Here is a 26,131-nt window from a genome sequence, read left to right on the forward strand (position 1 = left end):
AAAGGCAGTGATGTAATAATTTGATCGCGATTATAGCAAAGGTGCGTATCTATAAAGTTACTTTTTATAAAAGGCGATTGTTATGGGTATGAGATTTTCTGAGCTAAAAAAACACGAACCATTACAAAAAGTGGTAGCGCACTCTCTTGAAATGGCGCTCTATCAGGTGTCTGTCATTATAAATAACGTAGAGTATTACGTTACTGAAGAAAATGGTGAGTTTGTAAAAGCGCTCAGCCCGCTGCATATTCAAAAGCGGTTTGAAAAAATAGCCTATGGCGAAATGGTACTGCGCCATACCAGTGCATACGATGAAATGTGCGGCCAACCCGAAAAAACTAGCAGTAATCTACTAGAAGTACCTTATGGTAAAAATAATCTTTTTTAATTAAGTTTGTTTGTTAGTATTCGCTTTTTAAGAAGTACAAAATGTACCAATTACAAGCCGATCACACTGATGCATTAAACTCAGCATTGCGTAATAAAATAGTTGAATTTAACGCGCAGCACTTTGATGCGGCTAAAGTGCCATTAGGCTATAAATTTGTAGATGAAAAAGGCAGCTTAATTGCGGGCGTGAGTGGTTATGTGTTTGGTAATTGGCTAATGATTAACTGGCTTTGGTGTAGCGATACCGCGCGGGGCAAGGGGTTAGCAGGCAAGCTTTTAAATGCGCTTGAGCTTGCCGCTATTGAGCGCGGCGCAAATACCGCACAGCTCGATACGCTTGATTTTCAGGCCAAGCCTTTTTATGAAAAGCGCGGATACGTGGTTAAGTATCAGCTAAACAACTATCCGCGCTCTGGTACGCGTTACTTTATGGAAAAAACGCTTTAATTTAGCAGCTTAGTGTTATTTCTCTTTTAGCGGCTCACCTTCAAAAGTAACGCCTAAAAATGGAGTGGCCTCTGGTGCTAACATAAACGTGCGAATGTTCATGTGATCTTCGCCCTTAGGGTTTTGTAGTACGTCTTCGTGGTAATACTTACCAAAGCAATTTAATGTATTGTGTTTACTTAAATCGTTTAATTTAGCAAACGCAAAAATTTTGCAAGACCCGTTGTTTTCACTTGCAGAGCTAAGTAACCCGTGGTTATTAAATCCACACGGGGTAAAATCGTAATTAGCCTCTATCACCGCCATGGTGTCGTTAAACTGTATGCTTTTAGGGTTGTCTGCAAGTTGCTGTAAAAAATCGTTTAGGGTCATGCTCTTTCCTTCATTTTTAACTATTTAACCTGAACTTTGGTTAAGAGATTTACTAACCTATTGAATCAAAGGTGATATCTATGTTTATTTTCTCTAGCCAGAGATTTACAGTGAAAACAAGGCGAAATTACGCGCCAATAGCTAGCCTATTGCAAGTAAATTCAACGTAGTTAGCGCTGGAAACAGCTGCTTGAGATAGATTTATTATCCAGAGTTCAGGTTATTTAGCACTCAACTCTAACTCATCTGTTTTTTGATTAATATTAAATTTATATCTAGATAAAAAATTCATCCCTAATAAGCCTTGGCCGCGGATGTTTTCAATACTGAGCACTTCAAAACCGTAAATAATTTGCATCCCTACTTTAAAAGACTCAACTTGGTAGCGTTTTACACTAATTTGCCCATTCGCCGTGTTTACGGTTACATCGCCTAAATAAAGCGGTCTGGGTGAAAGCTGGTCGATTACGTCGCTTGAGAGCGAGGTAACACTTGCGCCAGTATCTAGCATTAGTTCTGCTTGGATTGATTCATTTATCTCGGCGTTAATTATGTAATGTGCGCCGTAGGGGGTAAGCGCAATAAAGTCATCTTGTGACTGAGCTTTATATATCATTGCTTGTAAATCAGCGACTTCGTTTTGTAGAGGGTGATTTGATGGCATCCGCTCAATAGTTGTTAAGGCGCTAATAAAGTCTTCGAGTTGATAATAAGCATGAGCGAGTGCGTATAAAAAATGACTATTGTCGTTTTGATAGTCGAGCCATATTTGAGTTTGCTCAATAATTGTTTGCCAGTTTTGTTGCTCACTTAAACTATGAAGCTCGTTTTTAGTCAAATTTTCCAACCGCGCATTTGCAGCGCTTTGCTGTTGCTCATTTAACATTGGGTATAGTTCAAATAAAGCAATAATTGCATTTTGTATTTGCCCACTATTTATTAAGTAATCTACCTGCAATGTAAGTAGCTCTGTATTGTAAGGGTCCTGATCTAATAGTGTGTTTAACAATGGCTCGCTAAGAAATAAGTTAGTATTTAGCCATGTTTTTAATTGCAAGAGCCACGAAGAGTAAAGAGTGCGAGCAAGGGTGGGCGAGTGTTGCTTTAGTTGTTGATACGTATTTAGCGCATCGTCAAATTTGTGTAGCTTAAATTGCTGTTGAGCTTGATTGAGTAGATTACTTTTTGGCGTTTTAACTAGGTCTGCAGGTTTGGTATTTTGTGCGCTTACCGTAGGCTGTTTTTCTGGCCACAATAAATAAGCGTTTAGGCTAAGTGAGCCTATTAATAGCAAGGTAATTAGCTTGGTATAATGGCTCATTGCAACCTCTTAGTTGTATTTCGGCTATTTGATAAAGTGCGCTAAGGCGTGAATATCCGCAATTTCAACATCGGCAAGACCTTTGTAGTTGTAATTCGCGCCTTGGTCGTTTAACCAAACCGATTGGCAGCCTGCATTATTAGCGCCTTGTACGTCGGTATCTAGGCTATCGCCAATGTGTAAAATTTCACTTTTTGCCACGTTTAAGTGCGCGGCGGCTTTATCAAACAGTGTACCGTGGGGCTTGGCTTTACCGTGCATACCGGCTTGTAATACTAGCGCAAATTTATCGCGTAAGTTAAAGCGCTCAATTTCAACATTGCCATTGGTTATTGCAATCAGCGTAAAGTGCTGGGCTAAGTTATCTAGCAGCTTTAGTACGTCGTCGGTTACCACTATTTTACTGCGGGCATCGGCAAAGGCGTTATAGGCTGCATCGGCATGATGCTGTACTTCTTGATCACTTAAATCTAGCTTTGAAAGGGCTAAGCGAAGCGTATGTTGGCGCCATTTAGTTACATTATCAGCAAGCTCTGGTAGCTGTAATACGGCCTCGTTGCGACATTGTTGCCAGTATTTCGGGCCTTTTTGTAAGTAGCTGGGTAGCGCGTTTAAATAATCTTGCTGGGCTTTAACTGCGGCTTTTATTATTGGGTGGTTGTTATATAGGGTGTCGTCTAAATCAAAGCTCATTATTGAGAAAGGGCGAGGAGCACGATTAAATCGGATCATAATTACATTCCTAATCGGTTTGTTTTTTAGCGCGCGGATGGGTGTTGTCGTACACCTTGGCTAAATGCTGAAAATCTAAATGCGTATATACTTGCGTAGCCGATAAACTACTGTGCCCCAATAATTCTTGCACAGCGCGTAAGTCACCAGATGATTCTAAAATATGAGAGGCAAACGAGTGGCGTAGTTTATGCGGGTGCACCTGCGAGCTAATACCTTGTTTTATTCCCCACTCTTGCATACGTAAGCGAACTTGGCGAACCGAAATACGATTTTTTTTACTGCTTAAAAACACCGCCATTTCATCAGGCTTTGCAAATTGCCCTCGTATATTGAGCCAGTTTTTTAACGCTGTGAGCGCTTTGCGACCCACGGGAATGAGGCGCTCTTTGCTACCTTTACCTTTGACTAATATTTCGCCATTTGCGACGTTAATATCGCGTAAGTTGGTGCCAACTAACTCGCTAATGCGCAGCCCAGATGAATACATAAGCTCCATCATTGCCTTATCTCGAATGGCTAATGGGTCGTCATCGTTAATCTCTAGTAGGCTTGCCATCTGATCTACATCGAGATTTTTAGGTAATGGCTTAGAAAATTTAGGGCCTTTAATGCCTTGTGCCGGGTTATGATAATGCGCGTGCTGAGCAATGTTTTTAGCTTTTAAAAATTTATACAAACTGCGAATGCAGCTTAATTTTAAACTAATGGTGCGCCCGCTTAATTGCTTTGTGCGAAGCGCCATGCTGTAGCGGCGAATATGCTCGCCTTGTACGCCAAACCAGTCGTCACATAATTTACTAAAATACAGGGCGGCAAAATTTAGTTGGCTAACATACTGATTTACAGTGTGCTCTGAGTACTGTCTTTCGTACTTTAAATAGTCACTAAATAAATGAATGGGTGTACGCCAATGCTCACTTAATTGCTCAGTGTTAGGCGTCTCGTCGCTCATGCCAATTCCAATAGCCTAAGTTGCAATGCATGCACAAAATCAAGCACGAATAAGTTATCTTGTGCGGGCTCAAAATGGTTTTCATCATGGCTGCCAAAGGCCAATATAGCGACGGGTTTTTCAGCGCTGCCAATTAAGTAAATAGCAGAAGATTGCGTGTTTTCGCAAAATAATAACTCACGCTCTTGTTGATTAACACGTCCTAAGTAGTGCCCAAACTGGCTAAGGCGGTGCTCAATAAGCTCATCAAAAGTGTTGTTATATTTAACTAACCTACACTCGCTAATGTGTGGGCTGGTACAAATAATATTGCGCAAATTTGCGGCAAGCGTATTAAAGTCGTAGTTTGTCCACAGTTGGCGGTGGCATTGGCTAAACAAGCGATACACTAGCTCATTTTGCGCAGCGTGTTGGCTCATACTGTGTATTTGATTTTTTAACTGAGTATTGTGCTCGCGCAACTGGCGCTGTTGTATATGCACAAGCGAGGTGGCACCGTGCGTTTTGTGGTGTAACTCAAGTTGTGCAAGCAGCTCTGGCTGCTCTATTAAAAAATTAGGGTAGCGCGCCAAATACTCAGCAACCTGTTCTTTTGTTAGCTCGCTCATAAGGCAACTTGCCCATCAAATACATGCTCGGCTGGGCCGGTCATACGAACAGGGTGACCCTCGCCGCTCCATCGCACTTGTAATGTGCCACCGGGTAAATCAACTTGTACCGTGGTGTTAAGTTTGCTTTGAATGTGGCCAATGACCATTGCTGCGCAGGCTCCCGTGCCACACGCGAGGGTTTCGCTAACGCCGCGTTCCCACACTCTCAACTTAATATGATCTTGCGATACCACTTGCATAAAGCCAATATTGGCACGATTTGGAAAGCGTTCGTGGTTTTCAAGTAGTGGGCCAAGCACATCAACTTGTGCGGTTGCTATATCATCAACTTCTAATACGCAATGCGGATTACCCATAGACACAGCGCCACTAAATACAGTGTGCTCTTGCGCTCTTATTATATAAGTAAGTTCTCGCTTACTGGCTTTGAGCGGGATTTTAGCAGGCTCAAAATTAGGATGGCCCATGTTAACGGTAACTTGGCCGTCTTTTTCTATGTATAGCGTGAGGTTGCCCGACTTAGTCGAGACACTAATTTTGTGCTTGTTAGTTAAGCCTTTCATACGCACAAAGCGGGCAAAACAGCGTGCGCCATTTCCGCATTGTTCTACTTCATTGCCATCGGCATTAAATATACGGTAATGGAAGTCGAGATCAGGGGAGTAAGGGGCTTCAACCATAAGTAATTGGTCAAAGCCAATACCAAAGTGGCGATCAGCCAGTTTTTTGATTTGATCGCGAGACAAAAATACATTTTGTGTAATGTTATCAATTACAACAAAGTCGTTGCCTAAGCCGTGCATTTTGGAAAAATTAACTAACATAGCGCTCTAATTCGGGTTTGCTCTGCGCTAATCATGCCACAGAGCAGCGCCTTAACAAAAACGTTTATGGTAAAATTTTCTCACCTTGATAAAGGCTCTCGATGGTTTCGCGTTGGCGAATAAGGTGGTGTTGCTCACCATCTACCATTATTTCCGCCACGCGTGGACGAGAGTTGTAGTTTGAACTCATTGTAAAACCATAGGCACCGGCACTTCGCTGCGCCAATAAGTCGCCTTGCTTAAGCGCTAGTTCGCGGTCTTTTCCTAAAAAGTCGCCGGTTTCGCACACTGGACCCACAATATCAAAGTTATGTGTTGGGGTGTCGTCATCGCGCACTGATACAGGAATGATTTTTTGCCATGCCTGATAAAGCGAAGGGCGAAGCATGTCGTTCATCCCCGCATCGACAATGGCAAAAAATTTATCTTGGTTTTGCTTAATAAACTCAACCTGCGTTACTAAAATGCCAGCGTTAGCGGCTATCGCGCGCCCAGGCTCAAAAATAAGTTCAAGGTGTTTGTAATTGGCTAGGCGCTCGGTAACTTGCGCAGCATATTCACTTGGGTGAGGCGGCTGTTCATCATTGTAAGGAACGCCTAACCCACCGCCAATATCTAAATGAGTAAGCTCAATACCATTTGCTTTAAGCTCATCTATTAATGCCATTAGCTTATCAAGTGCTTCTAAAAAAGGTTTAACCTCAGTTAATTGCGAGCCTATGTGGCAATCTACGCCTGTTACTTTTAGGCCAGGTAAAGACGCCGCATGCTGATAAACGCTCACAGCTGTTTGAATATCAATCCCAAACTTGTTTTCTTTTAAACCGGTAGAAATATAAGGGTGTGTTTTGGCATCTATATCAGGGTTTACACGAATAGAAATAGGCGCTTCTAAATTTAACTCGCACGCCACCTCTGATATACGCTCAAGCTCTGAGGCCGACTCAACGTTAAAACATTTAATGCCTAACTTTAGTGCATAAGCAATTTCGTCAGCGGTTTTAGCTACACCTGAAAACACCACTTTACTGGCATCACCGCCGGCTTTTATTACACGTGCCAGCTCGCCTTTAGATACTATGTCAAACCCTGAACCTAAACGCGCTAATATATTTAATACTGCAATATTAGAATTGGCTTTAACTGCGTAGCAAACCAAGCTTTTATGATTTTTAGTGGCATTTGCAAAGGCTAAATAATGGCGCTCAAACGTAGCGCGCGAGTACACATAACAGGGCGTACCATAGTGCTGAGCAATCGTCGCAATACTGACATCTTCGGCAAATAATTGATTGTTTTGATAGTTAAAATAATCCATTTATTGCTCCTGAGTTTGTTGCGAGTTATTTTGCTCTGAACTAGTTACTGGTTTAACAGCTTCTTGAGGTTGATTTTGATCAACTTGTTGCTCTGGTAAATACAAAGGCCCGCTTTGGCCGCAGCCAGCTAATGCACTTAGCAGTAAAGTACTTATAAATAGTCGTTTTAATTGTAAGGTATGTGTCGCTTTCATTAGATTAATACGGTTGCTGGCTTTATAATCGCAGAGTAACAGAATATCTAAAAAATGCAGCTATTCGCGGATGATTTTATTCCTGTTACACTAGCTGTATATAAACCGTACCCAATATTACGCAGCTCGCCTGCAAAGGAAAGTTACAATGACCGAAAGTGAATATCACCAATTAGCCGAAGCGCTTATGTACACAATTGAAGAGCAAGTTGATGATTGTGAAGCAGATTTAGATTACGAGTCGGCTGAGGGTATTTTAGAAATAATTTTCCCAGATAAAAGTAAAATTGTAATTAATAAACAAGCGCCTTTGCATCAGGTATGGGTTGCGACTAAATTTAATGGTCACCATTTTGAGATGCGTGACGGTCAATGGATTGATAACCGCTCGGGCGCAGAGTTTTGGGAGTTTATGAATCAAGCATCTACTCGCCAAGCTGGCCAGGAAATTAAGTGGCAATCATCACTATGAGTTTAGCATTTGTAGAATACCCAGCGCAGGGTGAGCACAAAGCCACTGTTATCTGGTTACATGGTTTAGGTGATTCAGGTGATGGTTTTGCCCCTGTTGCACCGCAACTTAATTTACCCAGTGAGCTTGGTATACGCTTTGTTTTTCCGCATGCACCTATTCAACCGGTCACCATAAATGGTGGCATGGAAATGCGCTCGTGGTACGACATTAAATCTATAGAACTAGATAAACGTGCCGATGAACAAGGCGTGAGAGATTCAGCCGAAAAAGTGCAAGCTCTGATCAATCAAGAAATTGAAAGTGGCATACCTGCCAACAAAATTATTTTGGCGGGCTTTTCGCAAGGGGGCGTGGTGTCTTTACATTTAGCGCCGCGATTTGAGCATAAACTTGCAGGTGTTATGGCGTTGTCTACTTATATGTGTGTGCCAGAAAAGCTAACGCAAGAAGCTAAGCATACTGATTTAAATGTATTTATGGCGCATGGTAGCCAAGATAATGTAGTGCCGCATAGCGCGGGTAGAAGTGCGTTTGAAGTATTAACAGCACATAACATGGATGTAAGCTGGCAAGAATACCCTATGGCTCATCAGGTTTGCGCAGAAGAACTGCAAGCTATTCGCCAATGGTTAATTGCCCGTTTAAGCTAATTTGGAGCCGCTGAGGTCAATATGAGTCAAAAAATAGTTATTAAAGCAAATGTAAAACGCGAACCGCAAAATAGTGTACCTAATGTAAGCTACGAGTGGCATTGGCGTCGTATTGTGAGTGTTTCTATGTTGGTAGCAATGACCTCGGCAGCGGTTGTATATGGCTTAACTAGCTCGGTAAGTGCCGAGCAGGGCGAGCAACCTAATGAGCCATCGCCATATTCACACTTAAACGACAGCACGGCAGATAATGCTGAGCCTGCTGTAAATGTAAATGATGAGCGAGCGCACCCAAACGAGCCTACATTAGCGAATGATACAGCAGATGTCGCACCGGCAATGCTTGAGGATGAAAGCGCTAGTAATGATACGTTATTAGTGCAAAGCAATCATGAGCAAACAGATATAGAGCCAATTGCTAACGTTCAAAGCAATCAGGCTTCTGTTATTGAGCAGTCAAACACCGAACTCGATGAGCCTGTAGCTAATCAGTCACTTAATAGTGCGCAGTTAAACGCGTCACCCAGCGAACTGCTCACAGATATTGAAAACGAAGACGGCTCACTAACAAGCAGTGAAGGTTTTTCATCTACTGCGCATATTGCAAGCGTTGCGCTTGGCGCACAGATTGATACAAGCAAAATTAGCCGAGCAGTGCTTACTCGCAAAGTCAGTAAGCGCGAGCCCACCAATGTATTTGCTGCAGATATCCGCTTAAATCAGTTTGAAGAGGCACTTTCGTTTTTTAGTGAGCTTAAAAACCTACAAGGCCAACAAGTAAAGCATGTATGGTCTTATGAGGGCGAAACCATGGCGGAAATTTCGCTTAATGTTACCTCGCCGCGCTACAGAACGTACTCCACCAAAAATATTATGAATACACAAACAGGCCATTGGCGTGTGGATGTTGTTGATGAGCAAGGTAATTTAATTGCTCAAAAAGAATTTAGAATTTTAGCTAATTAAGCTTAGCTATTAGCTGTAACTATTTGGATACCCCTATGACAGAAAAAACAAAGTTAGTACGCATAGCAACCCGTAAAAGTGCCTTGGCGCTTTGGCAGGCTGAATTTGTAAAAGCACAGCTTGAGCATTTTCATGCTGATGCACGCGTAGAATTAGTCCCTATGTCTACTCAAGGGGACATTATTTTAGATACACCGCTTGCTAAAATTGGTGGTAAAGGCTTGTTTGTTAAAGAGCTTGAGCAAGCAATGTTAGATGGCCGCGCGGATATTGCAGTGCATTCAATGAAAGATGTACCCGTAGAATTTCCAGAAGGCTTAGCACTGCACACAATTTGTGAACGTGAAGACCCACGCGATGCATTTGTATCAAATAACTATGCCAATTTAAGCGAACTACCAAAAGGCGCTGTTGTAGGTACTTCTAGCCTTCGTCGTCAGTGTCAAATTAGAGCTTTGCGCCCTGATTTAGAAATTAAAGATTTACGTGGTAACGTTAATACCCGTTTAGCTAAGCTAGATGATGGCCAGTACGATGCAATTATTTTAGCCGCAGCCGGGCTGCTACGCTTAAAAATGGACGATCGTATTGCTGATTATATTGAGCCAGAGGTATCGCTACCTGCTAACGGCCAAGGTGCTGTGGGCATTGAGTGTCGTATTGACGATGAAGTAACAAAAGCCTTACTGGCTCCGCTTGAGCATACCCAAACACGCATTCGTGTAAATGCAGAGCGTGCTATGAATCGCCATTTAGAAGGTGGCTGCCAAGTACCAATTGGTGCCTACGCGTTAGTTAATGGCGAGCAAGTGCATTTACGCGGCTTAGTGGGCGCGGTAGATGGTAGTGAAATTTTACATGACGAAGTAACCGGTCATATAAATGATGCAGAAGCGATTGGTGTTGAGCTTGCCAAAAAATTATTAGCACAAGGCGCCGACAAAATATTAGCAGAAGTATATAGAGACGCATAAATGACACATATCCTGATAACTCGGCCCGAAGGAAAAGGCGCAGCCCTTGCTCAGGAACTTGAGCAAGCGGGTTATCAGGCGTCATTGTTTCCTGTTTTAAAAATATCCTACCTTACGCCTTCTACTACCGAGCTAAGCCCATTAATTAATGCAGATAAAATTATTTTTATCTCTCAAGATGCCGTTACTGCCCTTGCGCAATTAAAGCCAACAATAAATACCAAAGCGCAATTTTACGCAGTAGGGCAGCAAACTGCAGATACTATTTACGCATTATTTGGTGTGCGGGCAGCAGTGCCTAAACAGTATGATTCAGAAGGGTTATTAGCGCTAAACTCGTTGGCTGAGGTTGATGGCAGCAATATTGTATTAGTGAAAGGCCAAGCTGGGCGGCCAGATATTGCCAAAACACTTAAAGCGCGTGGGGCATTTTTAAATAACTGTGTGGTATACAAACGCGAGCAAATAAGCGCTGAAAAAGCCAACTGGACAGACCACTGGCAAAGCCTGAAAGTACAAGGTATAGTCATAACCAGTAATGCAGCAGTTGATGCAATATTTAATAACCTGACTGAACAACAGTTACAGTGGTTACAACAGTGCCGATTTTATGTTGCTAGCGAGCGTATAGCCGCTTATTTACAACAGCAACAGGTAAGTTCGGCTAATATACACATTGCCGCAGGGGCAAGCGATACTGCTATGTTTTCCTGCATAAAACAGCAAGGTAGCAAGATGAGCGAACAGTCAAAGCCATTAACGGCAGATAATAAAACCTCAGCAAAGCCAACAATGTCTTCAGATAAAAAAGCAGCTGAAAAAGCACCAAGTGTGACGAATAATAAGCAAAAAATAAGTAAAGTGGCAGTCCTCGCGCTGATCATCTCGCTTACTGTAGCGTGCGGTGTGGGGTATGAGTTTTACCAAAAGCTCAATGCAGGTAAAGCCCAAAATGTAGCTGTTAATGAATTAAAAGAAGAAAACGCGTTATTGTCACAAGAGTTACAGGCGCTCAAGTCGGCGCAGTCTAATCTTCAGCAAGCATTGTTCAACAGTGAACAAAAAGTGGCAGCTGCGCTTAATGAAAGTGCACAGAACAACCAGCAACAATTAAAAGCAGCATTGCAGCAAGCTCAGCAGCAAGGCGCTTCGCTAAACCCGCAAGAAGTAACCAGCTTACAGCGTATGGCTGAGTTTAAACTGTGGGCTGAAAAAGATTACCAAGGTGCCAGCGCTGTACTTAAACGCTTAGATGCATTATTGAGTGAGCACCCAGGTACTGTAGCTGTTCGCCAAGCGATAACACAAGACATTCAAACGTTAGATAGCTTAAAGCCTATTCCAACAGAAGCTATTTATCTAAAGCTTAATAGTATTTTAGCCAATATAGACAACTTAGCTTTTAATGCGGTAAATATTCCTGAAGAAGCTACAAAAGTTGACGAAAATGCATTAAGCGAAGATGTGAATGACTGGCAACAAAACCTTAGCAATAGTTGGAATAAACTAGTTGATAGCTTTATCACTATTCGTCATCACGAAGGGATTGCTATAGAGCCACTGTTAACCGAACAGGAGCGCCATTTAATAAATCAACGTATTAAATTAAATGTGACGCAAGCTCAAGATGCACTAATGAGTAAACAAGCGAGCATTTATTTTAGTGCCATCAGTGAGGCAAAGCGTCTTGTTAATGAGTACTTTAAACAAGATGACGAGGCGACAAAAGTGGTTATAAACGCACTAACTAGCCTGGAAAAAGAGCCATTAAACTTTAATCCTGAAGTCAACTTACAAAGTACGCAGCAGGTTAAGGAGTGGGCGCAATGATAGGGCTTATAGTATTAATTGTTGCGATTGTTTTAGTTTTAGCGGTTACGCCATTTGTACTGGATGAAAAAGGCTATGTGCTGATCTCGTTTAACAACACCACGATTGAAGGCACCATTGTTTCGTTTTGTATTATGGCGGCAATTACCGTAGCTGTTTTATATTTAATTTATAAACTCGTGCGCTATTTATTGTCTATTTATCATAATACAAAACATGGCTTTTTTGCGCGTAGCGAAGAGCGAAAGCAAGCAGCTATAGAGCAAGCCCTATGGAGTGCGATAAATGATGATTACGAGCTTGTAGAGCAAACGTTATCAGGTAATAGTGTACCCAGTAAGTTTGAAGATATACGCTTAGCGCTATTAGCAAAAGCGGCGCTTGCTAATAACCAAACCGACAAAGCACTAGAGCGTTTATTTGAAATTAGCCCAGAGCAGCAACTTAACGTTGCTAAACTTTGGATAGCCAGTGGCGATAGTAGCGCCATAGAATCGCAAATGCGTGCTAACGCAGATTCAAAAAAAGCGACACCACTTGAGCTTAAGTTATACGCCGAAATACTTGTACAGCAACAGCACTTTAGTGCGCTTGAAGACTTTTTACCGCGTTTACTTCGTAAAAAAGTCCTCAACGATACGCAGTGGACACAGCTGTTTAATGCCTATTTTAATGCACAAGCTAGCGATAAAATTACTGAAAAATATAAACAACTTCCTAAAAAGCTACAAGCTCATGCTAATACAGCTTATTTAATGCAAATGGCTAAAGTAGGCCAGTTAAGTGCGATTGAAAGTGACTTAATTAAAATGGTGAAGTCTAACGAACAACATACTCAGCTGGCCAATATATTAAGTAACGCTACCTCGGCAGAGGCTGTAAAGCTTCAAACCAGTATTCAAGAGCGCCTGAAAAAAGATGATAAAAACAACGCATTACTACTCTCGCTTGCGTGTTTAGCTAATGCCCACGGCGATTATGAGTTAGCCGCAAAGGTTTTTGATAAAGCCTTGAATATTGAAAACAAAAAGCAATTTGCTCAGCAAGCTGCTGTTAGCTATAAAAATACCGCACAAGCCGATAAAGCGCTCGTATTGTATCAATAAAGGCTACACTTATACTTTTGCAGCTTTGATATTCGGGAGCATTGGGTTGAAACACTTTTTCATTGTCACTGTAAGTTTAGCGTGCGCTTACTTTTTTACCGGATATTTCAGTAATTTACTATTAGCAATAGATGGCTATGCAGTGGCTGTGTGGCCGCCCTCAGGGATTGCGCTTGCTGGCTTTTTAATTTGGGGCAGAAAGAGCTTACTAGGTATTGTTTTAGGGGCTTTTTTTACTAACCTCATTCATTTAGAAAGCGTCTCAGCGATATTTCAGTTAAGTGTATTTATGCATGCTGCGGCTGTTACCTTTGCCTCTACTGTACAAGCTTGGGTTGGTAGCCTGTTGGTCACTAAAGTGATTAAAGCGCCCCTTGATTTATCTTCTTTAAAACACTGTATTCAAAGCTTAGTTGTTGCAGGCCCATTATGCTGCGTTATAGCTGCAGGTGTAGGCACCAGCTTATTAATTTTTAATGGCGTTATTGTATCTCAAGCCGGTTGGGATACGTTTATAGCATGGTGGATAGGTGACAGTATTGGGGTGCTTGTTTTTACACCGCTTATGCTAGCGGCATTTAACTATTCACAGATAAATTATCGCCTACAAGTTATACTGCCCTCACTGTTAATTTATATGGTTATTAGTATTAGCTTTTATGGTGCGGCCAGTGTAAAAAAAGAAAAAAACATCCAAAAAGAAGAGTTGAAAATATCAGCCACACAAGATGCCATCAACAATAAAATTAACGAAATAACAGCACATCTTGCTTTACTGGCTACCTTTTTTTCTAGTAGTGATGATGTGAGTTTTACTGAATTTAAGCAGTTTACTTCTAAGCAGCTTAGTTATAGCGGAGAAATTTTAGCATTTGAGTGGGTGCCCTACCTACCTAGTGAAAACCTAGCTCAGTATATAGAAGCTAATAACAAAACAGAGCTGGCTCAATATAGCTTAAAAGAAAGAGCAAAAGATGGCAGTTGGCAGGCCGCCTCTCTACGAGATTTTTATTACCCCGTGCAATATGCATATCCTTTATCGGGAAATGAAGATGTAATTGGCTTTGATCTTGCCTCCAATGAGGTTAGGCGTTCTGCGTTAATAAAAGCGAAGGTGTTAAATGAGTTGGTGATCAGTGAACCAATAAATTTAGTACAAAACGAAGCTGAGCGCGGCGTGCTGTTTTTTCATCCGGTGTTTGGCAACAATATTACAGAAGATGATTTTAAAGGTTTTGTAGTAGCGGTTGTGAGCTTAGAGAGGCTATCAAACGCGGTGTTATTTGAGCAAAACAACCGTGTTGCGGTGAGCTTTACAGACACCACGACAGAAAATAATGCCCAGCCTATTTTTATTGCCGATCATCAGCAACTATTGCCGTTAAAAGACTATAAATTATTGGTTGGTAAGCGGGTATGGCAGGTGGAGCTACACCAGTCAATGCAGCGCGAGTCATGGTTAGTTTATTGGCTTGCGCAAATAGCCGGTATGTTATTTGTTTGGCTGCTTATTACCTTTTTAATATCGGTAACGGGTACCAATATTCGTATACGTGAGCAGGTAGCAAAACAAACTAAAATTTTACGCTTAGAAAAGCAAAAGGCCGATGAAGCCAATGAAATAAAAAGCCAGTTTTTAGCAAATATGAGCCACGAAGTTCGCACCCCTATTAATGGCATTAAAGGGCTGCATTATTTAGCCCTACAGCAAAACGATTGGCAGCAGGCACGCAGTTATATTGAGCAAGCCGATGGCGCACTTGGCGTATTGCTTAGAGTGTTAAATGACGTGCTTGATTTTTCTAAAATGGAAGCCGGCAAACTTGATTTAATTCAAGAGCCAATTGATGTAGGCACACTCAGTGAAGAAGTGGCCAATTTACTGCAGTTTGACATTGAAGCCAAGTCACTTGAATTTATGCTTGATTACGATAAATCAAGTAACTTGGTCATCAACACCGACCCTATACGTTTAAAACAAGTTTTGCTAAACCTAATCAATAATGCCATTAAGTTTACAGCCAAAGGCAGCATCACACTTAAGGTGTGGCAGTCTAAAAAAATGACTTACTTTAGCGTTAACGATACCGGTATTGGTATTAGTAAAGAGGCGCAAAAACAGCTCTTTAAACCGTTTGCACAGGCCGATAGTTCTACCTCGCGTCAATATGGCGGCACCGGGTTAGGTTTAAGTATATGTAAAAAGCTTGTGGAGTTGATGGGTGGAGAAATTGATTTAATAAGCCACGAAGGGCATGGCTCTACGTTTACCTTTAGCTTACCAATTTATTCGCCGCTACCAAAGGCTGAGCAAATAAAGCAACAATATGATGAAATAGATGTTAGTGCGCTTTCTTTTGCAGATTATAAATTATTACTTGTTGAAGATAACCCATTAAATCAGCACGTCGCGAGCGCTATTTTAAAAACCAAAGGGTGCGTTGCAGATATTGCCAATGATGGCTTTGAGGCGATTGAAAAACTGACTGAGAATACCTACGACATTGTGCTTATGGATATACAAATGCCTAAAATGGATGGCCTTGAAGCTACGCGAGTTATTCGTAATGAGCTTGGTTTGTTTGACCTACCTATCATTGGCTTATCTGCTAATGCTCACGATGACGATGTTAAAAAAGCAGTTGCCAGCGGTATGGATAACTATATTACTAAACCCATTGAAGCAAATACCTTATTTAAAACACTCTGGCATCACTTAGCTCATCAAAATAAGTGAACAAAACCCTAACTTTGTTCACTTTTTGAGTAAAAAGCAGACATATGACCGCTAATATTTACTTTAAGTGCACTACACTTGAAAAATAACTGTACCTGCGTATCATGCGCGCAATTTTAACCTAACCGAGTCGCTATTATGATAAATAAAAAATTACCTCTGCTAGATATTCATCGCCACTTAGATGGCAATGTACGTGCGCAAACCATACTAGAACTTGGTCGACAGTTTAATATTACGCTACCAGCTGATAACGTAGAGGCGCTTATACCTCACGTGCAAGTTATTGATCCTGAACCTGATTTAATGGCATTTTTGCAAAAGCTTGACTGGGGTGTAACGGTACTGGGCGATTACGACGCCTGTAGACGCATTGCAATTGAAAACATTGAAGATGCTCAAGCCCAGGGACTTGATTATGTAGAGCTTCGCTTTAGCCCATATTATATGGCACAAAGCCAAGGCTTACACCCGCAAGGGGTGGTTGAGGCCGTGGTTGATGGTATTAAATCGGCGACTCAAGGCGCAAATATTAAAGCAAACTTAATTGGTATTATGTCGCGTACTTACGGGGTTAAAACTTGTCAGCAGGAGCTTGACGCATTACTTGCATTTAAAAATGATTTAGTAGCGATTGATTTAGCCGGGGATGAGATTGGTTTCCCGGGAGAGCTTTTTATCGAGCAGTTTAAGCAAGTAAGAGACGCTTACTTGGCCGCCACCATTCATGCCGGTGAAGCGCTTGGCGCTGCGAGTATTTGGCAAGCCATTAATGAATTAGGTGCAAGCCGTATAGGTCATGGTGTAAAAGCAATTGAAGACCCTAAACTAATGGACTACCTGCGCGATAACCGCATTGGTATTGAATCGTGCTTAACCAGTAACATTCAAACCAGTACTGTAAACGATTTAGCTAAACACCCCCTTAAACAGTTTTTAGATCACGGTATTTTAGCGTGTATCAATACTGACGATCCGGCTGTAGAGGGCATTGAAATTGAACATGAATATTTAGTGGCTGCGCCAAAGGCGGGCTTAACACAAGCCGATATGCACAAGGCGCAAGCAAATGCCCTAGAAATTGCATTTTTAAGCGACAGTGATAAAGCCGCATTAAGTGCGCTTGCTGCAGCACGTTAAACACGCTTAATATAAAAAATGCCGCTTATTAGCGGCATTTTTTATGTCAGCTTACTTTTGTTTGGCAGCTCACGTAATTATCAAATAGTGCTTTTAATACATCGCTTCGGCCAATCAGCCCTATCACGGTATCACCCTCAACAACGGGGTAGTTTTTTGGCTTTCCTGTTTTCATTTGCTCGGCAAGCTCGATAATGTTGGTATCGGCATTAACGGTTACAACCTCGGTTTGCATAAGCTGCGAAACTTTTACTACGCCATCGCAAAAATAGCTGCTTTGCATTAGTGGCTTTAACAGCTCTTGCTCAGATATAAAACCAACCAGCGATTTATTGTCATCAAATACTGGTGCGCCTAATAAGTTAAACTTTTGCAGCTCGCTAATAGCGGTGGTCATTTCGGTATTTGGGGTAATGTGTGGCAACTTACGTTGCATAAAATCTTTTACTTTTGTATTTAACATTTGGGTCTCTCCCGCTGATGTTCTATACAAAGTATGGTTTATAGATAGGAATTTAGGAAATTGTTTATACTGATTAAAGCAATAGGTTATACCAATTAATAGCTTAAATTTGATAGAAATAACAAAGGCGCCGTGGGGCGCCTTTGTATTATCAATAAAAATTTATTTTATAAACGCAAATGCATCGGCGTACATGTTTTCACGAACAGCGCCATGAGCAATAAAGTCATCACGTACAATGCCAATCATGTCAAAGCGCCCAGCCATATAAATGTCGTAAGGTTCTAACGACACAATATCTTGCATCACGGCTTTGTGCACAAACCCGGTGTGACCTTGCCAATTAGCCGATGGGTTTTCTACAACAGGAATAAATTTAAAGTGCTCGTTACTTTCTGCCCATGCTTGCATTTCGCTGTGAGCATACAATGCTGACTCTTCTTTAACACCCCAGTAAAATAATACTGGGCGGTCACAGTTAATTTCAGCTAGGTGATCAGCCATTGATTTTGCATAAGAAAACCCCGTGCCGCCAGCTAATAAAATAATAGGTCGCTCACACTGTAAGCGAAGTTGTGATACACCAAGGCCGGCTTCTATATTTACCGGTGTATTATTTTGATGCGCGTTACGCAAATGCTCAAGCGATTGCATTGCGTAAGAGTCGGCTTTAGATGCGCCAATATGAAGCTCAATTTCATCACATTGCGATGGACGACTTGCAATCGAAAATGCGCGCTTGTCTTTTTCGCCAAGTACAAGTTGCATGTATTGGCCAGCTTCAAACGTAACAGGTTGTTGAGGCTTTAAAATTACTTTATGAACAAATTCTGTAAGTGGGCTGATGGCAACAACTTCAGCTTTTAATGTTTGCATTTTTTACCTTTTAGCAGCGTTTACGCAGATATGCAGTTAAGTGGGGCAATATTAACATATCTGCGGGGTTATTTTATAGCCTGTTTATATTCACCAGGCGTGCTTAAAGTATATCTAGGCTTTGCCAAATTTCGTCAACGCGATCTTTTGTCGCTTTATCCATGACAATTGGCTCGCCCCATTCGCGGTCGGTTTCACCTGGCCACTTATTTGTTGCATCCATGCCCATTTTTGAGCCAAGCCCAGATACCGGCGAGGCAAAATCGAGGTAATCTATTGGCGTGTTCTCAATTAATGTAGTGTCGCGGGCAGGATCCATACGGGTAGTGATGGCCCAAATAACATCGTTCCAGTCACGGGCATTTACATCATCATCGCAAACAATAACAAACTTAGTGTACATAAACTGGCGTAAAAATGACCATACGCCCATCATTACGCGTTTAGCATGGCCTGGGTATTGTTTTTTCATGGTTACCACGGCCATACGGTAAGAGCAACCTTCGGGTGGCAAGTAAAAGTCGACGATTTCTGGAAACTGCTTTTGCAATATAGGCACAAATACTTCGTTTAATGCCACACCTAAAACTGCTGGCTCATCAGGCGGACGACCAGTAAATGTACTATGGTAAATTGGGTTTTTACGGTGTGTTAAATGGGTCACTGTCATCACAGGAAAATCATCAACTTCATTGTAGTAACCTGTGTGGTCGCCATACGGCCCTTCGGGTGCCATTTCGCCTGGCATAATGTAGCCTTCAAGTACTATTTCGGCACTGGCAGGAACTTGTAAGTCATTTGAAATTGACTTAACCACTTCTGTTTTACTACCACGCAGTAAGCCAGCAAAAGCATATTCGCTTAACGTGTCTGGCACAGGTGTTACGGCACCTAAAATAGTGGCAGGATCAGCCCCTAATGCAACCGAAACTGGGTAAGGCTCTCCGGGGTTTTCTTTGCACCACTCTTGAAAATCGAGCGCGCCACCGCGATGCGATAACCAGCGCATAATAATTTTATTTTTACCTAAAAGCTGCTGGCGGTAAATACCCAAGTTTTGGCGCTTTTTATAAGGCCCTTTGGTAACGGTTAAACCCCAAGTAATAAGGGGAGCAGCGTCGCCTGGCCAGCAATGCTGGATTGGCAACTTAGTTAAATCTACATCGTCACCTTGTAAAACAACTTGTTGGCACGGTGCTTTTTTTACTTCTTTAGCTGGCATGTTGAGTACTTGTTTATATACCGGAATTTGCCCTAATGCTTCTTTAATCCCTTTTGGTGGCTCGGGCTCTTTTAAAAAAGCAAGCAGCTTGCCAACTTCACGCAGCTCGCTTACATCTTCTTGGCCCATGCCCATAGCAACACGCTTAGGTGTACCAAATAAGTTTGCGAGCACAGGCATACTGTGACCTTTTGGGTTTTCGAACAATAATGCGGGGCCTTTAGCACGTAATGTACGGTCGGCTATTTCGGTCATTTCAAGATACGGGTCGATTTCTTGAGTAATTCGTTTAAGTTCGCCTTTTTTTTCAAGCAAATCGATAAAATCACGTAAATCTTTATATTTCATGGTAGGCCGCTACTAAGCAAAAAGAGAAAGTATTATACCCAACTAAACAACAAATGCATGCGCAGTTATTTAGCAAAGGCGATGGTTAAAGCTCGGCTAGTTTTACGCAGGATAATAAAAAAAGGATTAGTACAATAAGACTTTTATAGGCAGCATCACGCTATTACACGTTAGCGTTTGTTAGTTTACAGTGGTATTTATTACCTGAAATAATCAACATCGCTTCATCGGCTTTAGACCAAAATAACACTCGCTCATTGATATACTTTACCCCTGATGCGCTAGGCTCTTTATTAAGCGTATATGTTTGCTCATTTAAAGTAAGTGTTGCCCCAGCTCCTTGGTGGGCTAATTCTACTACGCGATCGTTGCATAAATAGTGGGTACTTTTAGGCTCATTACTACAGGCTGATAAAACCAGCATACTTGTAAAAATAACCACCAATGCTTTCATTAATATCCCCTAAGTAAGTTTGCCACTGCTAAAAATCACTGCGTTTAATCAGCATAACAAAGCAAAATTAACCGTTGGTGAAAATTACGGATTAAGCTATGTTGATAGCATTATTTTTTAGCTAGGAAGCAACATGGCAGGCATTAACCTTTTAACATTACTTGATGATATAACAACCTTACTTGATGACATTGCCACGATGAGTAAAGTCGCCACTAAAAAAACAGCCGGTGTACTTGGTGATGACTTAGCACTTAATGCCCAACAAGTGACAGGCGTTACAGCAGATCGCGAATTACCCGTGGTTTGGGCGGTAGCAAAAGGCTCATTCATAAATAAAGCTATTTTGGTGCCCGCTGCATTGCTAATAAGTGTATGGCTACCTTGGTTAATAACCCCGCTGCTAATAATCGGTGGCTTATTTTTATGTTTTGAAGGTGCTGAAAAAGTATTTGCTCGGTTTTTACCTCATCCCGACAAAGAGGCGGGTGAGTCGCAGCTATTAGACCCGGCTGAGTATGAAAAGCAAAAAGTAAAAGGAGCCATACGCACCGACTTTATACTCTCAGCCGAAATTATAGTGATCACTTTAGGAACAGTTGCAGGCGCCACACTTGTAAACCAAGCACTCGTTTTGTGTGTTATAGCCGTTTTAATGACCATTGGTGTATATGGGCTTGTAGCCGGTATTGTAAAGCTTGATGACGCGGGTTTGTATTTACTTAACCAATCAAAGGTGTCGGCTAATAAATTTAAAGAGTTGCTTGGTAAGGGGCTATTAGCTGCAGCGCCAAGGCTTATGCAATTTTTAGCCTTTGCCGGCACTGTGGCCATGTTTTTGGTCGGTGGCGGCATTTTATCCCACGGTATTGAGCTACTACATCATTGGCAATTAGAAGTAACAAATATAGGGAAGTCGTTACTAAATGGCACCGGCGAAACATTAGCCCCTCTTATATTCGACGGATTACTAGGGGTAGTAGCGGGGCTATGCATTGTTATTCTGCATTTAGTTTGGAGTAAACTTATTAACCCTAAGCATTAGATTATAACTCTATTAATTTACGCCTGTTTACATAAAAGGGAGAAGCATAGTGTATATTTTTGTTAAAAGTATGTAACATTAAAGCTTAATAAAAAATAAATAAAAGGAACTTTAATGAATAAGTATTTGGCTTATTTGTCACTATTGCTGGTCAGTATTTTTAGCTCTCATACTACAGCAAGTAACGACTTGGTACCGATAGAAAGCTTTAGTAAAGATATAGAGTTTGCAGGTGTAAAAATTTCACCTGATGGAAAGTACTTAGCTGTAATTACTCGCCCTGAAGGAAAAAATGTATTAATGGTGCTAACCACAGATACATTTAAAGTAAGTCATGCAATCAGGTTTCCTAATGATGCCCAGGTTGGTAATTATTATTGGGTTAACAATGAAAGAATTGTACTGGCTAAAGAGTACATTAAAGGCTGGAAAGATCATCCCGAATTTCATGGGGAGCTTTTTGGTGTAAATGCTGATGGTAGCCAAGGCAAATACTTAGTGGGTTACCAAGGTGAAATGCAAACGGGCACCCGCATTAAAAAAGCGACACCAATACGAGGTACTTCCTATGTACTAGACCCGCTTATTCATGATAGGCGTAAAATGCTGATCCTGACCTACCCATGGAGCGCATCAAATGAGCCGCATACAATAGTTTATGAAGTTGATATTTACAGCGGAAAGCGAAAAAGAGTCGCTCGTTCACCATCAAAAATGGCAGGCTTTTTAACAGATCATGATGGTAATGTGCGTGTTGCTGTTTCAAACGATGATTATATTAATCAAAACATTTATACCCGTGAGAAGTCAGGTGGTGAATGGCAACAGCTTGATTTAGGAGAGTTAAAATACACTGATATCAGCCTCCATGCGTTTGATAGTACGGGTGCTTCTGTTTATGTTACAGCGTCAGAAAATGGCGAAGCAAAGGGGCTTTATAAACTAAATTTAGAGAGCAAAAAGTTTGAGCTTTTGCATAAAGAACAGCATGTTTCTCCAAAAAAAGTGTGGGTAGATGAAGTTTCTAAAGAATTATTCGCAATTGAAAATGAGCTTGGCTATCCTGCCTATTCCTTTATAAATAATTCACATAAAAGTGAGCGCTTAAAGGCATTAATACAATCGCTTCAAGGGCAGCAAGTTCAGCTTGTTAGTAGTACTGAATATGGTGAGAAGAGTATTATCTTTGCGTCCAGCGATACGAACCCTGGCAGCTACTACTTGTATGATGCCAAAAAGAATAGCTTACGCTTTTTGTTTGCGACTAAAAGCTGGATCAAGCCAACTGAAATGGCTATAACCAAACCTGTAAATTATAAAGCGCGTGATGGCTTAACAATATACGGATATTTAACCATCCCTAATAATACTGATGAGAAAAACTTACCTTTAGTTGTTATGCCCCACGGTGGGCCTCATGGACCAAGAGATTGGTGGGGCTATGAGAGCGAAGCTCAGCTATTAGCCAGTAGAGGCATTGCAGTACTAAAAGTTAACTTTAGAGGCTCTGGTGGCTTTGGCCGCAACTTTGAACATGCCGGACATAAAAAATGGGGTGCTGAAATACAATACGACATTATTGACGGTGTAAAATACTTAATAGAGCAAGGCACTGTAAATAAAGATAATATTTGTATAATGGGCGCAAGTTTTGGTGGCTATTCGGCACTACAAAGTGCAATTTTAGAACCTGATATGTTTCAGTGTGCTATTGGTGTAGTTGGGGTGTACGATTTACCACTAATGTTTGAAGAAGGCGATATCTCTGAACGTGACCGTGGACAGCGCTATCTTAAAAGCGCGCTTGGTACTGATGAGGCACTGTTAAAGCGTTTTTCACCTAGCTACAACATAGACAAACTTAAAGCGCCAGTTTTAATTGTACACGGTGGGCAGGATGAGAGAGCACCAATTGAGCAAGCTGAGTCTTTAGTTGCAGCACTAAAAAAAGAAAACCATCCTTATATATACGAGTTACTTGAAGATGAAGGGCATGGCTTTTATAAAGCAGAGCACAGAACGCGCTACTACAAGCAGGTACTTAACTTTTTAGATGAGCATATGACTTTCTAATTATAAGTATGAACGAAGATTGAAAATGGCCAGCTAAACTGGCCATTTTTTATTTGCAGTTTGCTTTATCGCACATTTCCTCTAATTCTATTTTCGCTTTGCTATTACCTTGCGCTATTGCCTGCTCATACCAATGTTTTGCTGTTTGTACATTTTGAGTCACGCCTTGTCCATCTCGGTACATTTGCGCAAGATTGAGCTGCCCCCATTGCGAGCCGGCATTTGCGGCTAGAGTAAAACTCTCAAGCGCATCGCTATACTGTCCGTTTTTAAAATACGTAATGCCCTGTTGGTTATTTTTGTCGAGCTTTAAACCTTTATATAGCGGTTTAGGTTTTGGCGGAAACATCACAAACCCACCATATAAACTATTTGCCGAGGGGCGCAGTACGTCGTAAATCACCCCGTCGTTATAGAGCCTTATCACTTCGCTGCGAGGCAAAGTAATTTTGTCAGTTGAGAAATAACCGTTTTGCACTAATAAGCTAGTACGCATTGCTGTCGTAATGCCGTTGTTACGTTTATAGCTGTAGTTACTTACCTGAAAAGTTATAAACTGCTCATCAAAACTTAAAACCTGCGCAATTTTTAAGTTGGTCAGTGTCCATGGCTCATGAGTAAATTTATCGGCGTGTACTAAATACGTGTCGTACGCTTTAGGGTTAGTTAAGTAGTGTTGCTTTTGCGCTTGCGCTGCAGCGTGTTGTTGGTAAAAAAACAGCCCCACCCATAACGCTAAAAACACTCCTATAAAGTATTTAGGTAGAGTGACAATTTCAAAAATAGGTAACTGCTTTAGCTTTGCAGGCGCATTATAGCCACATTGATAGCATTCGTATTTATAGCTTAGCGCTAAAGGTAAAACAGGAATAACCGTAAAGCGTAAAAAGCGACTTTGGTTTATCAGATGATAGGCGCGGCTATGGCAATTAGGGCAGCACTGCGTTTGTGCAAAATAAGGAAATGACTGACTCGTATTGAAAAGCAACATACCTACACACTCCTTGTTTTGTTTTATTTATATAAAGGTAAAACAAGGAGTGCGTTTATTAAAGCGACAAACTGTAAGTAAGTATGTCAGTTATTATTTTGTGTCTAATTTAGGTTTAATCGTGGTTTTGGCATCGGCGGCCATTAGCGCAAATACAGCATACGCAGCGGTATTTTGGCGCAGTTTAGCAGGTGTTACTTTATCGAGCGTGTCATCAGCTGTGTGATGGTAATCAAAGTAATCGGTGCCATCTTGAGCCAACTCAAATATAGGTGCTGAAACCGCTTTTTTAAATGGAATTAAATCAGGCCCGCCGTTAGCCTGGTTTTTACCAATGTACTCAATGTTTAATGGCGCCAGTTCTTTTGCTATAGCACGTACTACTGGCAGTGAAGTTGCATCTACATTAGACTCAAAAGCATATACAACATCGGCGCCAAAGTCTGACTCAGCAGCAGCCACTATATTATGCAAATCATTTTTATGTTGTGCAAAGTAGGCTTTTGCGCCCCAAAGGCCAAGTTCCTCTGCTGCAAAAAGTACAACGCGAATACTGCGTTTAGGGCGCTTAACGTCGCTAATATGTTTAGCGGCAGCCATTGTTAGCGCAACACCTGCACCATCATCTAATGCACCAGTGCCTAAATCCCACGAGTCTAGGTGGCCACCAATTAACACATATTGTTCAGGGTTTTCGGTGCCATTAAATTGGCCTATAACGTTATAGCTTGTGCCTTCTCCTAGGCTTTGTGTTTGTATATTTATATTAACGGTTACTTCTTTATTTAAAGCCACTAAGCGAGCAATCTGATCTGCATCGGGGTTGGCAATGGTAACGTTGGGTATTTTTTTAATGCCTTCTTTATAGTGGCTGCCTCCTGTGTGAGCAAAACGATGGTGAGCTGTACTCACCGAACGCATCATGTAAGCAACAGCGCCTTTTTTTGCAGCTTCAACAGCACCTGTGCCGCGTGCTTTAACCGCTGGGCCGTAACCGTTGCCGTCTATGTCGCGGTTCATGCGGTAATTAATATACGCAATCTTACCTTCTAAGCTATTTGCTGGTGCTGCAATTAGCTCATCCAATGTTTCAAACAACACAACCGGTGCACTAATGCCATCTTTAGGTGTGCTTACACTGTTACCGAGGGCAGTTAAATGCAGTGGTTGCTCACTTGGGGTGAGTATTTTTCCGCTTTCGCTGTAACGGCGCCAGCTTGGAAAGGTTGCTTCTTCAAGCCATACTTTATCAAAACCAAGTTCGTTAAATTTTGCTTTAGCCCACGCGACTGCTTTTTTGTCGTTTTCAGTGCCGGGTAAGCGAGGACCCACTTCTGTTGTGAGTGATTCGAGTAGCTCGTAGCTTAAAGGGCTTTTCAGCGCAGCACTGCGCACTTCATCAACCTGTTGTAATTGTTTAGCGGTGAATTCTGCACTTGTTGCATTAGCAGTTAAGCTGCTAGTTAGTAAAAGTGCTGTAATAATTTTTTTCATATTGAGTAAGCCTTTTTATAATTACGTGCATTAGAGCATTTTTTTAAGGCTTTAAAAAATAGATGAGATGAATACAGTGATGTTTTTAATCGGCATTAAAAAGCCCGCACAATAATAATTGC

26 protein-coding genes are annotated in these 26,131 nt (G+C 41.5%); 12 read left to right on the forward strand and 14 right to left on the reverse strand.

All coding sequences use genetic code 11. From position 1 onward, the window contains the following. Window positions 1–82: 82 nt before the first annotated feature. A complete protein-coding gene (locus WDB87_RS00675) occupies window positions 83–388 on the forward strand; it encodes a DUF6482 family protein (RefSeq protein ID WP_286245761.1) in 306 nt (101 codons plus the stop codon). Window positions 389–429: 41 nt separating this feature from the next. After that, a complete protein-coding gene (locus WDB87_RS00680; protein ID WP_337848715.1) occupies window positions 430–837 on the forward strand; it encodes a GNAT family N-acetyltransferase in 408 nt (135 codons plus the stop codon). A gap of 15 nt (window positions 838–852) precedes the next feature. Here the strand turns inward: WDB87_RS00680 and WDB87_RS00685 are convergent, their stop codons facing one another. The 8 genes from WDB87_RS00685 to lptM form a co-directional block, all read right to left on the reverse strand. Next, window positions 853–1,209 (reverse strand): HopJ type III effector protein, encoded by a 357-nt coding sequence (locus tag WDB87_RS00685; RefSeq protein WP_337848716.1) that lies wholly within the window; start codon window positions 1,207–1,209, stop codon window positions 853–855. Window positions 1,210–1,429: 220 nt separating this feature from the next. Further along, on the reverse strand, window positions 1,430–2,530 hold the full coding sequence (locus WDB87_RS00690; RefSeq protein WP_337848717.1) for a retropepsin-like aspartic protease: 1,101 nt from the start codon (window positions 2,528–2,530) through the stop codon (window positions 1,430–1,432). A 24-nt stretch (window positions 2,531–2,554) separates the two neighbouring features. Further along, window positions 2,555–3,262, reverse strand: coding sequence for an HAD-IA family hydrolase (locus WDB87_RS00695; protein WP_337848718.1), 708 nt, complete (start codon window positions 3,260–3,262; stop codon window positions 2,555–2,557). Between the two features lie 10 nt (window positions 3,263–3,272). Beyond that, on the reverse strand, window positions 3,273–4,217 hold the full coding sequence (locus WDB87_RS00700) for a tyrosine recombinase XerC (RefSeq protein ID WP_337848719.1): 945 nt from the start codon (window positions 4,215–4,217) through the stop codon (window positions 3,273–3,275). Continuing rightward, window positions 4,214–4,825, reverse strand: coding sequence for a DUF484 family protein (locus WDB87_RS00705; RefSeq protein WP_286245767.1), 612 nt, complete (start codon window positions 4,823–4,825; stop codon window positions 4,214–4,216). Before WDB87_RS00705 ends, WDB87_RS00700 begins: the two co-directional genes overlap by 4 nt. Beyond that, entirely contained in the window at window positions 4,822–5,652 is an 831-nt protein-coding gene (gene dapF, locus WDB87_RS00710; RefSeq protein WP_337848720.1) for a diaminopimelate epimerase, read from the reverse strand. Before dapF ends, WDB87_RS00705 begins: the two co-directional genes overlap by 4 nt. A gap of 64 nt (window positions 5,653–5,716) precedes the next feature. Beyond that, window positions 5,717–6,970 (reverse strand): diaminopimelate decarboxylase, encoded by a 1,254-nt coding sequence (lysA, locus tag WDB87_RS00715; protein WP_029773748.1) that lies wholly within the window; start codon window positions 6,968–6,970, stop codon window positions 5,717–5,719. Further along, on the reverse strand, window positions 6,971–7,165 hold the full coding sequence (gene lptM, locus WDB87_RS00720; RefSeq protein ID WP_337848721.1) for an LPS translocon maturation chaperone LptM: 195 nt from the start codon (window positions 7,163–7,165) through the stop codon (window positions 6,971–6,973). 148 nt (window positions 7,166–7,313) lie between these two features. Here lptM and cyaY point away from each other — a divergent pair, with 148 nt between their 5' ends. The 8 genes from cyaY to add all read left to right on the forward strand — a co-directional run bounded on the left by cyaY (window position 7,314) and on the right by add (window position 17,043). Continuing rightward, window positions 7,314–7,637 (forward strand): iron donor protein CyaY, encoded by a 324-nt coding sequence (gene cyaY / locus WDB87_RS00725; RefSeq protein WP_055015887.1) that lies wholly within the window; start codon window positions 7,314–7,316, stop codon window positions 7,635–7,637. After that, window positions 7,634–8,290 (forward strand): alpha/beta hydrolase, encoded by a 657-nt coding sequence (locus tag WDB87_RS00730; RefSeq protein WP_337848734.1) that lies wholly within the window; start codon window positions 7,634–7,636, stop codon window positions 8,288–8,290. Before cyaY ends, WDB87_RS00730 begins: the two co-directional genes overlap by 4 nt. Before the next feature lie 21 nt (window positions 8,291–8,311). Continuing rightward, window positions 8,312–9,256: a DUF2914 domain-containing protein gene (locus WDB87_RS00735; protein ID WP_337848722.1), complete on the forward strand. Its 945-nt coding sequence runs from the start codon at window positions 8,312–8,314 to the stop codon at window positions 9,254–9,256. A gap of 35 nt (window positions 9,257–9,291) precedes the next feature. Then, a complete protein-coding gene (hemC, locus tag WDB87_RS00740; RefSeq protein ID WP_337848723.1) occupies window positions 9,292–10,230 on the forward strand; it encodes a hydroxymethylbilane synthase in 939 nt (312 codons plus the stop codon). After that, window positions 10,231–12,060 (forward strand): uroporphyrinogen-III synthase, encoded by a 1,830-nt coding sequence (locus tag WDB87_RS00745; protein WP_337848724.1) that lies wholly within the window; start codon window positions 10,231–10,233, stop codon window positions 12,058–12,060. Further along, complete coding sequence (locus tag WDB87_RS00750) at window positions 12,057–13,166, forward strand: heme biosynthesis HemY N-terminal domain-containing protein (protein WP_337848725.1); 1,110 nt, start codon at window positions 12,057–12,059, stop codon at window positions 13,164–13,166. The genes WDB87_RS00745 and WDB87_RS00750 overlap by 4 nt, the downstream gene beginning before the upstream one ends. 46 nt (window positions 13,167–13,212) lie before the next feature. Then, a complete protein-coding gene (locus WDB87_RS00755; RefSeq protein ID WP_337848726.1) occupies window positions 13,213–15,903 on the forward strand; it encodes a CHASE domain-containing protein in 2,691 nt (896 codons plus the stop codon). Between the two features lie 138 nt (window positions 15,904–16,041). Then, window positions 16,042–17,043, forward strand: a complete 1,002-nt coding sequence (add, locus tag WDB87_RS00760; RefSeq protein ID WP_286245778.1) for an adenosine deaminase — start codon at window positions 16,042–16,044, stop codon at window positions 17,041–17,043. 46 nt (window positions 17,044–17,089) lie between these two features. Here add and WDB87_RS00765 read toward each other — a convergent pair whose 3' ends face one another. From WDB87_RS00765 to WDB87_RS00780, 4 genes are all read right to left on the reverse strand, one after another. Further along, window positions 17,090–17,506: a CBS domain-containing protein gene (locus WDB87_RS00765; RefSeq protein ID WP_286245779.1), complete on the reverse strand. Its 417-nt coding sequence runs from the start codon at window positions 17,504–17,506 to the stop codon at window positions 17,090–17,092. Between the two features lie 162 nt (window positions 17,507–17,668). Further along, entirely contained in the window at window positions 17,669–18,382 is a 714-nt protein-coding gene (fre, locus tag WDB87_RS00770; RefSeq protein WP_337848727.1) for an NAD(P)H-flavin reductase, read from the reverse strand. Window positions 18,383–18,485: 103 nt separating this feature from the next. Further along, window positions 18,486–19,952 carry a 4-hydroxy-3-polyprenylbenzoate decarboxylase gene (gene ubiD / locus WDB87_RS00775; protein WP_286245780.1) on the reverse strand — a complete coding sequence of 489 codons (1,467 nt, stop codon included), beginning with the start codon at window positions 19,950–19,952 and terminating at the stop codon, window positions 18,486–18,488. Between the two features lie 163 nt (window positions 19,953–20,115). Further along, window positions 20,116–20,406 (reverse strand): MliC family protein, encoded by a 291-nt coding sequence (locus WDB87_RS00780; protein ID WP_286245781.1) that lies wholly within the window; start codon window positions 20,404–20,406, stop codon window positions 20,116–20,118. Between the two features lie 133 nt (window positions 20,407–20,539). On the opposite strand from WDB87_RS00780, the gene WDB87_RS00785 reads away from it, so the two are divergent. Continuing rightward, a complete protein-coding gene (locus WDB87_RS00785) occupies window positions 20,540–21,451 on the forward strand; it encodes a DUF808 domain-containing protein (protein WP_286245782.1) in 912 nt (303 codons plus the stop codon). A 114-nt stretch (window positions 21,452–21,565) separates the two neighbouring features. Then, the gene (locus WDB87_RS00790; protein ID WP_337848728.1) at window positions 21,566–23,524 is read left to right on the forward strand and encodes a S9 family peptidase; all 1,959 of its coding nucleotides are present in this window, start codon (window positions 21,566–21,568) and stop codon (window positions 23,522–23,524) included. Between the two features lie 49 nt (window positions 23,525–23,573). Here WDB87_RS00790 and WDB87_RS00795 read toward each other — a convergent pair whose 3' ends face one another. Together WDB87_RS00795 and WDB87_RS00800 are read right to left on the reverse strand one after the other, a co-directional pair. Then, on the reverse strand, window positions 23,574–24,515 hold the full coding sequence (locus tag WDB87_RS00795) for a tetratricopeptide repeat protein (RefSeq protein WP_337848729.1): 942 nt from the start codon (window positions 24,513–24,515) through the stop codon (window positions 23,574–23,576). A gap of 93 nt (window positions 24,516–24,608) precedes the next feature. Next, entirely contained in the window at window positions 24,609–26,009 is a 1,401-nt protein-coding gene (locus WDB87_RS00800) for a M20/M25/M40 family metallo-hydrolase (protein WP_337848730.1), read from the reverse strand. Window positions 26,010–26,131 lie beyond the last annotated feature (122 nt).

This window comes from Pseudoalteromonas sp. C12FD-1 (genome assembly GCF_037414265.1).
GTDB lineage: Bacteria > Pseudomonadota > Gammaproteobacteria > Enterobacterales > Alteromonadaceae > Pseudoalteromonas.